General features: G+C 47.9%; 14 protein-coding genes. All 14 read left to right on the top strand.

Annotated elements, in window-relative coordinates:
• The first annotated feature begins 22 nt into the window (after positions 1-22).
• The 14 genes from AC1TPC_RS00275 to glnA all read left to right on the top strand — a co-directional run bounded on the left by AC1TPC_RS00275 (position 23) and on the right by glnA (position 16,097).
• Entirely contained in the window at positions 23-955 is a 933-nt protein-coding gene (locus AC1TPC_RS00275) for a putative sporulation protein YtxC (protein WP_482064884.1), read from the top strand.
• Positions 956-1,389: 434 nt separating this feature from the next.
• Positions 1,390-3,327, top strand: coding sequence for a threonine--tRNA ligase (gene thrS, locus AC1TPC_RS00270; protein ID WP_482064883.1), 1,938 nt, complete (start codon positions 1,390-1,392; stop codon positions 3,325-3,327).
• A 61-nt stretch (positions 3,328-3,388) separates the two neighbouring features.
• On the top strand, positions 3,389-3,952 hold the full coding sequence (locus AC1TPC_RS00265; protein ID WP_482064882.1) for a 3D domain-containing protein: 564 nt from the start codon (positions 3,389-3,391) through the stop codon (positions 3,950-3,952).
• A 60-nt stretch (positions 3,953-4,012) separates the two neighbouring features.
• Positions 4,013-4,144, top strand: a complete 132-nt coding sequence (locus AC1TPC_RS00260; RefSeq protein ID WP_482064881.1) for a hypothetical protein — start codon at positions 4,013-4,015, stop codon at positions 4,142-4,144.
• 412 nt (positions 4,145-4,556) lie between these two features.
• A complete protein-coding gene (gene liaF, locus AC1TPC_RS00255; RefSeq protein ID WP_482064880.1) occupies positions 4,557-5,585 on the top strand; it encodes a cell wall-active antibiotics response protein LiaF in 1,029 nt (342 codons plus the stop codon).
• Between the two features lie 6 nt (positions 5,586-5,591).
• Entirely contained in the window at positions 5,592-6,626 is a 1,035-nt protein-coding gene (locus AC1TPC_RS00250; RefSeq protein ID WP_482064879.1) for a sensor histidine kinase, read from the top strand.
• Entirely contained in the window at positions 6,623-7,288 is a 666-nt protein-coding gene (locus AC1TPC_RS00245) for a response regulator (RefSeq protein ID WP_482064878.1), read from the top strand. The genes AC1TPC_RS00250 and AC1TPC_RS00245 overlap by 4 nt, the downstream gene beginning before the upstream one ends.
• A 69-nt stretch (positions 7,289-7,357) precedes the next feature.
• Positions 7,358-7,771, top strand: a complete 414-nt coding sequence (locus AC1TPC_RS00240; RefSeq protein WP_482064877.1) for a YugN family protein — start codon at positions 7,358-7,360, stop codon at positions 7,769-7,771.
• 193 nt (positions 7,772-7,964) lie between these two features.
• On the top strand, positions 7,965-9,647 hold the full coding sequence (locus AC1TPC_RS00235) for a S1C family serine protease (RefSeq protein WP_482064876.1): 1,683 nt from the start codon (positions 7,965-7,967) through the stop codon (positions 9,645-9,647).
• 84 nt (positions 9,648-9,731) lie between these two features.
• Positions 9,732-10,424 carry a response regulator transcription factor gene (locus AC1TPC_RS00230; RefSeq protein ID WP_482064875.1) on the top strand — a complete coding sequence of 231 codons (693 nt, stop codon included), beginning with the start codon at positions 9,732-9,734 and terminating at the stop codon, positions 10,422-10,424.
• 4 nt (positions 10,425-10,428) lie between these two features.
• Positions 10,429-11,940 (top strand): sensor histidine kinase, encoded by a 1,512-nt coding sequence (locus AC1TPC_RS00225; RefSeq protein WP_482064874.1) that lies wholly within the window; start codon positions 10,429-10,431, stop codon positions 11,938-11,940.
• Between the two features lie 46 nt (positions 11,941-11,986).
• Positions 11,987-12,973 carry a 4-hydroxy-3-methylbut-2-enyl diphosphate reductase gene (locus AC1TPC_RS00220; protein WP_482064873.1) on the top strand — a complete coding sequence of 329 codons (987 nt, stop codon included), beginning with the start codon at positions 11,987-11,989 and terminating at the stop codon, positions 12,971-12,973.
• A 316-nt stretch (positions 12,974-13,289) separates the two neighbouring features.
• Positions 13,290-14,351, top strand: a complete 1,062-nt coding sequence (aroF, locus tag AC1TPC_RS00215) for a 3-deoxy-7-phosphoheptulonate synthase (RefSeq protein WP_482064872.1) — start codon at positions 13,290-13,292, stop codon at positions 14,349-14,351.
• A gap of 321 nt (positions 14,352-14,672) precedes the next feature.
• The gene (glnA, locus tag AC1TPC_RS00210; protein WP_482064871.1) at positions 14,673-16,097 is read left to right on the top strand and encodes a type I glutamate--ammonia ligase; all 1,425 of its coding nucleotides are present in this window, start codon (positions 14,673-14,675) and stop codon (positions 16,095-16,097) included.
• Positions 16,098-16,175: the final 78 nt, after the last annotated feature.

The following is a 16,175-nucleotide window of genomic DNA, read 5'->3' as shown; positions in this document are numbered from 1 at the left end:
AAGGAAGGAAAGGGGTGAGCCTATGGAGCTATTTACGATTTCTTTGCCAACAAGCCTCCAGAAGTCGATGAATAAACTGACGAATTTGTTGAAGGAACAAGTGCTCGACGATTTACATATTGGCTCAAAAGAAGGGCGGCAAGCCATCGTTGAATTTCTGCCGATATCTGAGCAGGATGTCTGCTGCCTAGCGAGAATGCCGCATTTTCAACTTAAGGAGCATGGCTCTGTTGTCTATAATGCTGCGGCGAAAGCTATTGCAGAATTTGTGGTAAGCGAGCTCGAGCCAAGCATGCTGTCAACTATTATTCGCAGAAAGTATCGAAATAGCCATTTGGCCGATGCTGCTGCGCTTGAGCGATATTGTCATGATCTTCTGCACGGCAAAGAATGGGATAGCCTTGGTACTAAATTTCTGGATGCAGATCGGTTAAGGCGCAAAGGCAAAGTAACGACTGAGATAGAGCAATTTTTGCAGGAGAATACGCAGCTTAACGTGGCTGGCTTTACAACCTTTCGGTTAAAGCCCTATCGAAAGGAATTAGCTGAGGTAGTTGAATATGCATTAGACGAATATGTACTCGACAAACAATATCAGGAGTTTATATCCCTGTTAAAATATTTTGTTTTTCTTCAGGATACGAAGCTGCCGATGGTTCATTTGCTGCATAAGGGCGGGCATGACTTCATTCTCTATGACGACAGCTTTCAACCGCTTGACCCGAATCCGCCAACTGATCGGATCGTAGCGGAAATGCTTGAAACCGAAATGAACATCGAGGATATGGTTATCAGCTCGTTGATTTCTGTATCGCCAAAGCATATTACGATTCATACGAGGCAGCCTGATATGCAGGTCATTCGAACGATCGAAACGATATTTGAACAACGGGTCACGGTATGCGTGCAATGTGCATCGTGCAGCAGCAGCCTTGATGAGCTCATTCAGCCGTAGGAAATATTTCAATTGATGCTATAGCCTTGACCAATCGTGAAAGTCAAGCTATAATGACAGTCATATACGTTCTAATCGGCAATGATAAAGACATGTATCTGCTCACGGTGTTTGGCTCAGAGAGAGGAAACTTGGCTGCAATTTCCTTCCATAATGTCGGCAGATGTACCCCTTTTTAGCTGTATGGCCTAACCTATTGCTGCTCATCATGGAGCTATGCTATAGCAGTAAGTCGTACCGGAAATCTCCGTTATCAGATGATACGAGGACTGCAAGCCGTACGTTGGTTGTGCTGGCAGTCGAAGTAGGGTGGAACCACGAGCACACAAGCACTCGTCCCTTTTTTAGGGATGCGTGCTTTTTTTGTGCTCTTTTTTGCTTGGAATTTAACAAAATGAAGCGATTGCTTACAGACAAACTGGAGGATGAACGAAATGGCCATTCAAGTTACTTTGCCGGACGGCGCGGTAAGAGAATATGCTGCTGGCACTACTATTGAAGAAGTAGCGGGCTCGATTAGCTCGGGACTAAGAAAAAATGCGATTGCTGGTAAAATCGACGGCAAGGTTGTCGATGTCTACACGCCGATCGAGGCGGATGCGGCAGTTGAGATCGTTACGGTTGAATCGGCGGACGGCCTTGAGGTATATCGTCACAGTACAGCTCACTTGCTCGCACAAGCAATCAAACGCATATACGGAAATAAAGATGTGAAGCTTGGAATCGGTCCTGTGATCGAGGACGGCTTCTACTACGATATCGATATGGAGCAGTCCTTGACGCCTGAGGATCTTGTGAAGATCGAGAAGGAAATGGAGAAGATCGTTCAGCAAAACCTGGATATTCGTCGCCGCATCGTAAGCAGAGACGATGCATTGGCAATTTTCACTGAGCTGGATGACAATCTGAAGCTTGAGCTTATTCGTGATTTGCCTGCTGATTCCGTCATTACGATGTACGACCAAGGTGAGTTTTTTGATCTATGCCGCGGACCGCATCTTCCGTCAACAGGCCGTATTAAAGCCTTTAAGCTGCTTAGCGTAGCTGGCGCATACTGGCGCGGCGATTCTAAAAACAAAATGCTGCAGCGGATTTACGGAACAGCATTCCCGAAAAAAGCGCAGCTGGATGAGCATCTTCATTTCTTGGAGGAAGCGAAGAAGCGCGATCACCGCAAGCTCGGCCGCGAGCTGAAAATGTTCACATTCTCGCGTGAGGTTGGCCAAGGCTTGCCGCTGTGGCTTCCAAATGGCGCGAAGCTTCGCAGAACGATGGAGCGTTATATCGTCGATCTTGAGGAAAGACTGGGCTACGAGCATGTATACACGCCGGTGCTTGCCAATGTAGAGCTTTACAAAACCTCTGGCCACTGGGAGCACTATAGCGAGGACATGTTCCCGAAAATGATTATGGACAACGAGGAGCTTGTTCTGCGCCCAATGAACTGTCCGCATCATATGATGGTGTTCAAGAGCGATATGCGCAGCTATCGCGACCTTCCGGTTCGGATTGCCGAGCTTGGCACGATGCACCGCTATGAGATGTCTGGCGCGCTCACTGGTTTGCACCGCGTACGCGCGATGACGCTGAATGATGCTCACATCTTCTGTCGCCCAGATCAAATTAAAGAAGAATTCGCACGCGTCGTTAATTTGATTCGCAAGGTATATGAGGATTTTGGCATCAAGGATTACCGTTTCCGTTTGTCGTACCGCGACCCTAAGGACACAGAGAAATATTTCCAAAACGATGAAATGTGGGAAATGTCGCAGCGTATGCTTCGTGAGGTAGTTGAGGAGCTTGAGCTTCCGTTCTTCGAGGCTGAAGGCGAGGCTGCTTTCTACGGTCCTAAGCTTGACGTGCAAATCAAAACAGCGCTAGGCAAAGAAGAGACGCTGTCTACTGCACAGCTTGATTTCCTGCTTCCTGAGCGCTTCGAGCTTGAATATGTCGGCGAGGATGGCAAAAAGCATCGTCCGGTCGTTATTCACCGCGGGATCATTAGCACGATGGAGAGAATGACTGCGTTCTTGCTTGAAAACTTTGCAGGTGCCCTGCCGCTATGGCTGTCGCCGGTTCAAGCGAAGGTCATTCCGGTATCGACTGCTTATGAGGGCTATGCGCGCAAGGTGGCTGAGCAGCTGCAAGCAAGCGGCATTCGTGTAGAAAGCGACCTGCGAAATGAGAAGCTTGGTTACAAGATCCGCGAGGCGCAGCTTGAAAAAGCGCCATACATGCTCGTCGTTGGCGAGAATGAAATGCAAGCTGAGGCGGTTTCCGTGCGCAAACGCGGTGAAGGTGATCTAGGTTCTATGCCTGTTGCAGAGCTGATTGCACAGCTGCAAAAGCAAATCGCAAATAAAGAACAATAATAAATGGTGCATAAAGCTTGTGCCATCGGGGCATTATTCTTCTGAGGAGGAAGTAGCCCAGATGGTAACAAGCTTTTTTTATATGAAAAAAGGATTAACCTTATTGCTGTTTCTGTCAGTTATCGTAATCGGTTTAAATACAGCTAGATGCTCAGCTTCGGCTGAGGCGTCATCGCCACAGCAAGCTGCTGCAGCCAGCCCATCAAAGAAGATGAAACCGAACACGGTCGAAGTTGTGGCCACTGGTTATACAGCTGGTGTCGAATCAACGGGCAAACGTCCAGGACATCCGCAATATGGCATTACGTATTCGGGCGTAAAGGTGCGTAGGGATCAAGTGTCTACAATAGCGGCTGATACGAGGCTTTTTCCAATCGGAACCTTGCTCTATATTCCCGGTTATGGCTATGGCGTGGTGGCTGATACAGGCTCGGCCATAAAGGGAAAGCGCATCGACTTATATTTTGAAACGATCAAGCAGGTATACGAGCAATGGGGCAAGCGAACGGTACACGTAGAGGTGCTGCGGAGAGGAACAGGCAAGCTTTCACAGGCTTGGCTGAACAAAATCAACCTGGCGATCGAAGCCGGAAAACCAATACCGCAGACGTATTTGGAATCGTAAAACCCCGTATAATAAGGAGCCGAAATGCCATACTATCAATGAAACGGGGAGGTGACTACAATGGCTAAAAACAAAAACAACAAAGCCCAAAATAATCAATACAATGCAGAGTTCGCTGAAGAGTTAAACCAAAACAATGCTGCTGGCAAACAAGCGGCAAACAACACAGCTCAACAAAAAGCTGAGAAGTAATATTTTTTGCTATGCAATAACGAGGAAGAAAAGAGGAACCCATGTGGTTCCTCTTTTCTTTTTGCGTATCCGCCCTCCATGAGCAAAATCATGGCTGCTGTCAAAACGACCCAGATCATATCCAGTCCTTTTGACAGTTCGATAACGTCAATTGCTTCATTTCCCGTTCCTTATAGTCATGTTTGATATCTCTATCATCCTAACCGTTCTTCATTATCATTAGTAGAAGTGAGCAATGTCAACGCTGTACGTGATGTTTCATAACGCATGTCAGGTTTAAACTGGATAGAATCAACAAAAGCTCGGTCTAGAGACGGATAGCGATTTCAATCGGCCGTCCCTTTTTCTATTGGATGCTGTCCGTTATACTAGAAATATCAAACGACGATGGAATCGTAAGGAGCTGGTACTGTTGAACGGAAATTTCGCAAACCGGTTATTTACCGGATTAGTCATTATTGTAATTGGCGTATTGTTTTTGCTCAGGCAAACGGGTCATGTGACCTTTGATTTTGGTGATTTATTTTCTACCTATTGGCCAGTTATTCTCATTATAGTCGGCATTAGGGGCTTGCTATCCAGCCGGGCGCATGGTTCCGGATCAAGCTGGTGGGGAGCTTTGGTGCTGCTGATTGGATTTATATTTTTGGGACGCAATCTGGAATGGTTCTCTTGGTCGATTGGCGACATCGTTCCTTATATTTGGCCAGTTGTAGTCATTTTAGTCGGCATCAATTTAATATGGAAACCAAAGTCAAAACGAAATGAGCCGCCAGAGGATGACTGGAAATCGTATCGGCCCTATCAGGATCAAGCATCTGTGCCTCCGGCGCCGCCTCTGCATCCAGATCCAACGAAGACGCACCTTGACACGCATGATATTCATGCTCAGGAAGAGAAGCAAGCGGATTCTGGCGACATTCCATTTGAAAGCTATTCCACAAGCAAGAAGGAGTACAAGGAATGGAAGCATCATCATAAATCGGAGCTCAAAAGGAATGCGCAGGAGTGGAAACGAAATCATAAAGAGCATGTGGAGTGGTGGAATCACGGCGACTCGAATGTACAGACTCGTTCCGGATTTATCGGCGACATTCACATCGGCCATGATTATTGGGATTTAAAGCCGCTTAACATCTCGCATTTCATTGGCGATACGGTGCTTGATTTAACGAAGGCCCAAGTATCAAATGGCGAAACGAAAATTCATATCTCTTCCTTTATAGGCGATGTGAAGGTTTACGTGCCGAACGACTATGAGGTAGGCGTGCAGGTCGTATCAAGCGCCTTTATCGGCGACGTGAAGATTTTGGGTCAGAAAGAAGGCGGCTTGTTTACGAACATCAACATCCAATCGCCTTCCTACAAAGAGTCAGACAAAAAAATAAAGCTGATCGTCAGCACATTTATCGGCGATGTCCGCGTCACGAAGGTGGGGTAGCCTGTTATGATGGTTCGGTTTTTGAGGAGCGGAAAGTGGGAGCTCATCGGAATGTTCGTCATTGCAGCTGTCGTATCGCTGGTGCTTGGAGCGGTGACTTGGATTGGCTTAGTGGATGAAACGGGAAAGACGGAAGCGCGCCTTGGTGCAGCGGCCGTCTTCCTGCTTGTGAGCGCAGCCTTCGGCTATTGGGCCGCACAGCGCATCGGACGACGAATCGATACGCTTCATTTGTCGTTGAAGCAAGCCTCCAACGGCAACTTTGGCGTGCGCATAACGGAAGGCGGACATAACTCCTTCATTGAAGTGTACCGTGAATTCAATGAGCTTGCTGAGCAAATGGAAGAGAAGATGAAATGGCTGCAAATGCGCGGAGAAGAGTATGTGATGACTGAATCGGCTTCAAATGAAGCGGCGGTTCTTGAAGAGCGCAAGCGGATGGCTCGTGATTTGCATGATACGGTAAGCCAGCAGCTGTTTGCGATTCATATGTGCGCCTCTTCGCTGCCGAAGCTGCAGCAGGTGGATCGGGAGCGCGCCGATTCGGTGCTGGAGCAGCTTGTTAATATGTCTAATTCAGCTCAAAAGCAAATGCGCAACTTTATCGCGCAGCTGCGGCCGATGGAGCTTGAGGGACGTACCTTATATGAAGCGCTTGATAAATGGTTCCCGGATTATTGCAGGCAAAATAATTTGCAGGGCGAGCTGGAATGGCGGCTGAAGGAGCATTTGTCCGAGGCGAAGGAGCATCAATTGTTTCTTATCGCCCAGGAAGCGATGGCTAATATTGTGAAGCATGCCGGAGCAACAGGCTGCACGCTTACACTTGCGGATAACGAACGGCAGGTTGTTATGATTTTGCAGGATGACGGGGTAGGATTCAAGGCGGATGAAGTGAAAAGAGGCTCCTATGGGCTATCGACGATGCAGGAGCGGGCGCAAAAGCTTGGCGGTGCAGCGGAGATTTGGAGCAAGCCCGGAGGCGGTACGAGAGTAAAGGTTACGATACCTAAAATGTTGCGGGGAGAGCAGGAATCATGAGCGGATCTGAGCTTATAAAAATTATGATTGTGGATGACCACGATATGGTGAGAACGGGCCTTCGTACGTATTTGATGCTGGAGCCGAAATTTCATGTTATTGCAGAAGCGAGCAACGGACAGGCTGCAATTGACTTGCTGACGGGAAGCACGGAAGAGAAGCGGCCTCAAATTATATTAATGGATCTTATGATGCCGGGCATGGACGGGATCGAAGCGACAAGAGCCATTATTTCTAAATTTCCGGAAATGAAAATCGTAATGCTGACCAGCTTCCTTGAGGATGACAAGGTTTACGGGGCGATTGAAGCAGGAGCGGTAAGTTATGTGCTTAAGACGGTCTCGGCAGAGGAGCTTATTTATGCGATAAGCGGAGCTTTCAAGGGCATGCCGGTCATGACCGCCGATGTATCCCAAGCCTTGACGAGAGGCTTGCGGCAGCGGACGGCTCAATCTGGCGATGAGGGCTTGACGGAGCGGGAGAAAGAGGTGCTGCTGCTTATTGCCGATGGCCAATCCAACAAAGAGATTGCAGAAGAGCTGCACATTAGCGTAAAAACGGTAAAAACGCATGTCAGCAACTTGCTAATGAAATGCGAGCTTGATGATCGGACGCAGCTTGCGGTTCTTGCTCATCGCAAAGGCTGGGCTAATCGCACATAAAGGAACTAAGGGCCGGGTATACTACCTACTAGCAAATATAGAAAAAAGCTAGTGAAAAGGAGCAGCCTCATGATCCCCATTTCATCCGTGCTAGAGTCGCGGGAGCAGCATTTTATTGAGACGAAGCATCTGCTGGAGAAGCAGCAATTCACGCTTGGCGGCAACTGGGAATACGATGGCGGGTCCTTTGACCGCTCGCTTGATGAAGACCATAAAGTATGGCTTCGAATCCCTTTTGAGGTAGTGGTCGGCAATATCGATAGTGTAGAAGAAGATAATGATGCGACAATAAAGCTGGGTACTCCTTATGTGCTTAAGCATCTGTACCGGGAAGGAAATGATCCTGAAGCTTCCGTACGCGTAGTAGGTGCGCTGTTTGATCAGTTCCAATCGCCGTCCAATCCCGATGCCGATGTGGAATCGCATTGGATAGACCGTGCCAAGCAAACGATCCATGAGGTTGAGCAGCTTTTTCCAAGCTGATGATTTGAATCGACGTACAACAAAAAAAACGTTCCCAAAATCATTTTGGAGCGTTTTTTTTATTTCTGTTTAAATTCCTTTTAAGTTTGTTTTAAGGTAGAATGTGCATGATAGATCTATATCAAATGAACATGTATCCAAACGATGAAGCTTTGGGGCATGATGGAATAAAGATTCAAGGAGGAGAACGGACATGGACGATCAAAACAACAAAAAGGGTTTTGACGATTTTTTTCGCAAAAGCGATGGAGAGCAAGGCGCAGCAGGCAGTGACGATAGCGCGGTAAACGCTGAGCCCGAAATCTCGAGAGAGACGCAGGAGCAAGCGGCTAAGCCCTCTTATTACTATTCATATGGACCGTTTAAAGCAAATTCTCAGGAAGATAACAGCGAGCCCCGTTCAAGCTTCGAAGCTGACAAGCCTAAGCTGATTCAAGATCAGCCATATGGAAATACAGACAGTTCAGCCTCTGAATCCGCATATGCTAAGCAAACTGACCGTCAGCTTGAGCCGTTAGCGGAGCCTGAGCAATCAACGCCAAGAGCGCCGCAGCAATCGCAAATTCGTTCTTTTACGCCTTCGCCTCAGTCCTCCAAAGGACCTTGGCAAGTTCGGGAGCCGCGCCGCACCTCCTTTAAAGCCGTATTCGCCTCGTTTCTTTCAGGCGTTATTCTAGTCGGGGCTTTAATGTATACATCGGATATTAACAACTGGTTCACGAAAGAGCCGGCTTTGGCATCAACGGCTCAATCGAGCGGCTCGGGCTCCTCGGCTGCTGCTGGTGCTAACAGCAACGGCGGCGCTGCAACAGTAGCCGCAAGACCGGATAACATCGCGCAATTGTTTGAAACGGCGAGCCCGGCTGTCGTAAAAATCGAAACGTTCGTAAATCCAGCAAAACGGAGCAACAGCGGCAGCATGCTGGACGATTCATTTTTCCGCCAATTTTTTGGCGATGACTATCCAGGTACGACAGAGCCTGAGTCAGGGCAGCAAAATGAAGACGGCCAAATGCAGCAATCAGGCATTGGAACCGGATTTTTCTTCGATTCAACCGGCTATATACTGACCAATCAGCATGTGGTTGGCGAATCGGATCAAATTAAGGTCATCGTTCAAGGCTATGATAAGCCGTTCACGGCTGAGCTGCTCGGATCCAGTTATGATTTGGACTTGGCGGTGCTTAAGGTTACGGGCGGCAAAGCGTTTCCAACGCTTCCGCTAGGCAACTCTGACCATATCAATATTGGCGACTGGGTAGTAGCGATCGGTAATCCTTATGGCTTTGACCATACGGTAACGGTAGGCGTACTGAGCGCAAAAGAGCGTCCGATCGATATTCAAGATGCGCAGGGCGAGCGCAAATATAAGCATTTGCTGCAAACGGATGCTTCCATCAACCCCGGCAACTCAGGCGGTCCGCTTCTGAATGTAAACGGCGAGGTAGTGGGCATCAATACGGCAGTAAGCTCGCAAGCGCAAGGCATCGGCTTTGCGATTCCGACAAGCACCATTCAGGAAGTGCTGGAAAATTTAAAAAACAATAAAGAAATTCCTAAACCGGCTGTTCCTTACATCGGAGCTGAGCTTCAGGATGTAACTGCCGACATAGCCAAACAGCTTGGCATGGACAAAGTCCAAGGCTCTATCGTTCGCAATGTATACTACAATTCTCCTGCTTATTTGGCAGAGCTGCAGCAGTTTGACGTAATTGTAGGCATTAACGGCAAGTCCTATTCGAATACGCAGGCTCTTATTGCAGCGATCCAAAAGCAGAAAGTCGGCGACAAAATCGAGCTGAATATCGTTCGCAAAGGCAGCAAAATGGATCTTCAAGTTGTGATTGGCGATAAAAATACGTTTGGCGCTCAATAAAGATTAAGCCATGGACAGAAACAAAAAGCGCAGAGAGTCAGCATGCTCTGTGCTTTTTGCTGCAAATAGAGGGGGAACAAGCAGATGAGACAGCATATTGTAGTTGTAGATGACGATGATAAAATTATTTCTTTGCTCCGCAGAAGTCTTGCGTTTGAAGGCTATGAGGTTACGACGGCAGCTAATGGCATGGATGGGCTGAAGGTGCTGCTTAAGACGGAGCCGGATTTGCTTATTCTTGATGTGATGATGCCGCAGGTTGATGGCTGGGAGGTTTGCCGACGCGTGCGCGAGAGCGGAAGCACGGTGCCGATTATGATGCTTACGGCGAAGGATGACGTGATCGATCGAGTGAAGGGTCTTGATCTTGGCGCTGATGACTATTTGGTCAAGCCATTTGCGCTTGAGGAGCTTTTGGCCAGAGCCCGCGCTTTATTGCGCCGCAAATCCGATAAGATCGAGCAATCTAGCAATCAACTGCTCTATGAGGATCTAATTTTGGATATGGATGCCAGGGAAGCGGTACGCTCTGGACGCCGGATTGAGCTCACATCCAAGGAATACGACTTGCTGCTGCTGTTCATGCAGAACCCGCGCCGCGTGCTCACGCGCGATGCGATTATGGAGAAAATATGGGGCTATGACTTCAGCGGAGAATCGAATGTGCTGGAGGTGTACATCGCGATGCTGCGCCAGAAGGTAGAGGACGGAGGCAGAAACCGACTCATCCAGACGGTTCGCGGCACCGGCTATGTCCTTCGCGGAGAGGCAGGTTAAGCATATGTCCATCAGGCTCCGGCTGACGCTATGGATTTCAGGTTTGCTTGCGGTATCGATGATCGTAATCGGCATTTGCATTTATTTCTTTGTAAACTGGAACACCTATGCGGAAATCAAGCAGCAGATTAGAGTTCAAGACAGCAAAATTGAAATCATCGGCGCGACTAACTTTTTAGACCAGACTCTTGATTTGATTGTAGGTCCGCAGTTTCGTATAGATAAAAAAGATATGTACATCCAATTAGTTAACTATAAGGAAGGCGCAATTAAGCAATCCAACAATTTTCCCTATGAATTTGTCATTCCTTATCCTGAGGCAAAAACGAAGCCAAAGGAGCGTTTCGTTAAAACGCATGTCGAAATCAACAATAACAGATATGCAATGCTCACCTATCAACGACCCTTTTATTTGGATAAAGATATAGTAGGATTGGTTCAGGTGGGCGTATTCTCATATAACGAGGAAAAGTTTCTGGGCGGTCTTCGCACGATTCTGATCTTTTCTTCATTAGTCGTAGTATTTATCGCCTTTACAGTAGGTTTATTCATTGCTCGCCAAGCGCTGCGACCGATAGAACGTGTCATTCGAGCGACGGAGCAAATTGAAAACGGCTCCGATCTAAGCGTCCGAATACCAGCGTTAGGCCCGAATGATGAGATCGGAAGGCTCGTAAGCACGCTGAACGTGATGCTCGCACGCCTCGAGATGGCATATAATGAGCTTGATGAGGCATATAAGGCACAGCGCAGATTCGTATCGGATGCGTCGCATGAGCTGCGAACGCCGCTTACGACGATACGCGGCAATATTGAGCTGCTCGAGCGGATGTGGGCGAAGGTGAAGGAGACGAACCGTGATGCTGATACGGGAGACTGGCTGCCGCTTGATTCCGATCGTTGGGAGCTTTCCAAGGAAGCAATGAGCGATATATCAGCTGAGGCAATACGGATGAGCACGCTCGTTAATGATCTGCTGGCGCTAGCTAGAGCTGATGCAGGGTATACGATGGAGAAGACGCCGCTCGTTCTGCTGCCGCCTACGGAGGAGGTTGTGCGGAGAGCGCAGCTGCTTCCGCGTTCCGCTGAATGGAGAGTGGGCGATCTGTCCGCATTAAACGGCGTACGCGTTAATGCGAATCATAATTATTTGCAGCAGCTGTTGTTTATTTTCATCGAGAATGCGTTCAAATACACACCGGAGGGGACCATTCTGCTTAGCGCGATACGGAATGACCAGCAAATCGGGTTTATTGTCCAAGATACAGGCATAGGGATGAATCCTGAGGAAATTCCCCACATCTTCGATCGATTCTATCGAGCGGATGAATCAAGGGGTGTTACGGTCGGAACAGGGCTTGGCTTATCGATTGCAAAATGGATTATTGACGAGCATCAAGGCTCTGTAGAAGTAACGACCAGAGAGGGCGGCGGAACGAAGTTTACGATCTGGCTGCCTATAGCCTTTTCTGACACGTCTCATTCGTCTATAATAGTAGCAACGGATGAAAAATAGGAATTATGATTATGACGCATATCCGGTCAGAAAGCAGGTGCAAGGAATGGAAATCGTTAGAATATCACCGCGTGGCTATTGCTATGGCGTCGTCGATGCGATGGTGCTGGCTTTGCAGACGGCCAAAAATTTGGAGCTGCCGCGGCCTATATATATATTAGGCATGATCGTCCATAATGCGCATGTTACCGAGGCGTTCGAGCAGGAAGGCGTTATTACGCTGGATGGGGCTAACCGTCTCGAAATTTTGGATCAAATCGAGCAGGGCACCGTTATTTTCACCGCTCATGGCGTCTCTCCAGAGGTTCGCCAGCGCGCTCGCGACAAAGGTCTGTCCGTCGTTGATGCGACATGTCCGGACGTGACGAGAACACATGATTTAATTCGTGCGAAATCGGCTGAGGGCTATCATATTATTTATATTGGCAAGAATGGCCATCCCGAGCCGGAGGGTGCGATTGGCGTTGCGCCGGAGCAGGTTCACCTTATCGAGCGTGAAGAGGAGATCGATTTTCTTAAAGTACCGGAAGGTCGCATTATTATAACGAACCAAACGACGATGTCGCAATGGGATATTCGCCATATTATTAGCCGTCTTGTCGAGCGCTACCCTACGGCAGAGGTTCATAACGAAATCTGCTTGGCTACGCAGGTGCGCCAAGAGGCAGTTGCAGGGCAAGCAGGCGAAGCGCAGCTATGTATCGTCGTTGGAGATCCGAGAAGCAACAACTCCAACAGACTTGCTCAGGTTTCCGAGGAAATTGCCGGTGTCAAAGCTTATCGGGTATCCGACGTATCTGAGATCGAGCAGGAATGGCTTAAAGGGGTTGACCGAGTTGCGGTTACATCCGGCGCTTCTACACCTACGCCGTTGACCAAAGAGGTTATTACCTATTTGGAGCAATATGATCACAACAATCCGGATACGTGGGAGATTCGTCGTACGGTCAACATGAATAAGCTGCTTCCAAACCTGCGCGTCAAGTCTACAACTACGGCTTCCGCCACGTCAACAGCTGAGAAATCCGAATAAATAACAGATTAAAAGATGAGGAAAAATGAACTTCCCGTGAGATTTTAGGCATGGGAAATTCGTTTTCCTCATTTTTTTCGAAAGAGATGGGTTGACGGGAGCCGCCTTCTCTTGTATATTAACTTTAGCGATTAAAAGCGTAGAAGCTACGAAGCATAAAAGCTATAAAGCGTATAAGCTATAAAGCGTATAAGCGTTGATGTGCGAATGAAAATCCAAGCAGATGTTTACGAACTAAGTTTTGCATCATAGAACGAAGCGAATGCTTTTGACCGTTGTGTTGCTTGCTTTACAAAACCTTTGAGGAGTGGTCCCTATGATCGTGATTACAAATGCAAACATTGCAGAAGAGCGTATTTCAGAAATCGTTGCCCATATCGAAAGAGCGGGTGTGCAGGCTCATGTATCTAGAGGAACGGACCGTACGGTCATCGGAATTATCGGGAAAGCCGAGCCAACGCTAGCGGAGCATTTGCGTCAAATGAAAGGTGTAGAGAACGTAATTAAAATTTCAAAATCCTACAAGCTTGCAAGCCGTGACTTCCATCCGGACGATACGGTTATTGATATTAAAGGCGTAAAGATCGGCGGAAGCAACCTCGTTATTATGGGCGGACCGTGCGCGGTTGAAACGCCTGAGCAAATCGATGAGATCGCGCGCCTCGTCAAGGCTGCTGGCGGTCAAGTACTTAGAGGGGGCGCCTTCAAGCCGCGTACAGGGCCTTACAGCTTCCAAGGCGTAGGCGTTGAAGGTCTAGTGATGATGGCGGATGCAGGCAAAAAGCATGGTCTTCTAACAATTACTGAAGTTATGACGCCGGAGTATGTTGATGTTTGCGCTGAATACGCCGATATTCTTCAAGTGGGTACGCGCAACATGCAAAACTTTGATTTGCTTCGCAAGCTGGGCACAATTCAAACGCCAGTGCTGCTGAAGCGCGGGTTCAGCTCAACCTATGACGAGTTTTTGAATGCTGCTGAATACATTTTGGCAGGCGGAAATCCAAACGTTATGCTCTGCGAGCGCGGAATCCGAACGTTCGAGACTTACACGCGCAACACGCTTGATTTGTCAGCTATTCCAGTGCTGCAATCTCTCAGCCATCTGCCGGTTATATCAGATCCAAGCCACGGTACAGGCCGCCGCGAATTGGTAGAGCCAATGTCCAAAGCATCGGTAGCGGCAGGCGCGAACGGGTTGATCGTTGAAATGCATACCGATCCAGACAACTCGATGACAGGCGATGGCGTACAATCGTTATTCCCGGATCAATTCGCGAATCTGTTGAAGGACCTAGAACAGCTGGCTCCGATTGTTGGCAAGCAGTTCGATACGCCTAAGGCGCCTGCAGAGGCGTTCCGGGAATGGAAAATCTAATCTAGCTATCGAAAAGGCGTTGCCGTTCCATGACGGCATTGCCTTTTTCATGCTTGCAGGCCATAAAACGCTTACATATGCGAAAAGCCGTTAAGCCTACTGTATTCAAGGGCTGCGCGGTTTTTTCATTGTTTATTAAGGAGGAATTGTGAACAACTGTTCAAACTTGTAAGTATAGCTAACATAGCCACAAAAAATACCTTACATAGCTATTGACGGAGATTGAAGGCTAGTTTTATAATAACGACATGGATTTGGAGCAATAATTGAACAATACCTGTTCAACACTACGCTAATGTTCGGAAATGGAGGAAATTATTAATGTCAGTTCAAAATGTTTTGGACAATATTAAAGAAAACAGCATTCAGTTTGTAGATTTCCGCTTCGTGGATCTTCTAGGTCATGCACACCACATTACACTGCCAGCAGCTGAGGTTGACGCGGATACTTTCGTAAATGGGGTAGCATTCGACGGTTCTTCCATTCACGGTTTCCGTGGTATTGAGAATTCCGATATGGTTATGATCCCGGATACAGAATCCGTATTTATCGATCCTTTCACTGATCACCCAACACTAAACATTATGTGTAATATCCATACACCTGAGGGCGAGCGCTATGACCGCGATCCGCGCAGCATCGCTCAGAAGGCTGAAGAGTATCTTCAAACTACAGGCATCGGTACGACAGCATTTTTCGCGCCTGAGCCTGAATTCTTCATCTTCGACGAAGTTCGCTATGAAAGCACAATGAATTCTTCTTCTTATGTAGTTGAATCCGAAGAAGCTGGCTGGAACACGAACCGTAAAGAAGAAGGCGGCAACCTTGGTTCCAAAATTCCAGTTAAAGGCGGCTACGTTCCAGTAGCTCCAGTTGACTCCCAACAAGATATCCGCAGCGAAATGGTTCGCCTTTTGCAAGAATCGGGTCTTCGCGTAGAACGTCATCACCATGAAGTTGCAACAGCTGGTCAAGCCGAAATTAACTTCCGTTTCGACACGCTTACTAAAACAGCTGACAACCTTATGAAATTCAAATATATCATTCACAATACAGCTCGCCAATACGGCAAAACGGCTACTTTCATGCCGAAGCCGCTATTCGGTGACAACGGAAGCGGTATGCACGTTCATACTTCTATCTTCGACGGCGATGCTCCTTTGTTCTACGATAAAGGCGCATATGCAAACCTTAGCGAATTGGCTATGCACTACATCGGAGGCGTTCTCTACCATGCGCCTGCATTGATCGCAATCACTAACCCAAGCACGAACTCGTTCAAACGTCTTGTGCCTGGTTACGAAGCGCCGGTTAACCTTGTATTCTCCAAAGGCAACCGTTCTGCAGCGATCCGTATTCCGATTGCAGCTGTAACGCCTAAAGGCTGTCGTATCGAATTCCGTACACCTGACAACACAGCTAACCCTTACCTTGCATTTGCAGCTATGCTGCTTGCTGGTTTGGACGGCATCAAGCGCAAGCTTGATCCAGTAGCTCTTGGCTACGGTCCTTTCGACAAAAACATCTACGAATTGCCGGAAGAAGAGAAAAAAGAAATTCGCAGCGTTCCTGGAACGCTTGACGAAGCGCTTAACGCTCTTGAAGCTGATTCCGAGTTCTTGACAGAAGGCGGCGTATTCACGCCAGAATTTATCGAGAACTACGTAGCAATCAAACGTCAAGAAGCTAAAGCTGTTGCAATCCGCATTCATCCGCATGAGTTCAGCCTATACTACGACTGCTAATCCTGGGTTTAAGAAATAAAAGAAACGGGTCCTTCTAGGGCCCGTTTTTTTACGTATTATTAAGAAATCGTGAACGAA

The sequence above is a fragment of the Paenibacillus sp. Y280 genome (assembly GCF_056786335.1).
Note: the sequence above shows the minus strand (reverse complement) of the source record. Positions and strands in the feature narration are given on the sequence as shown.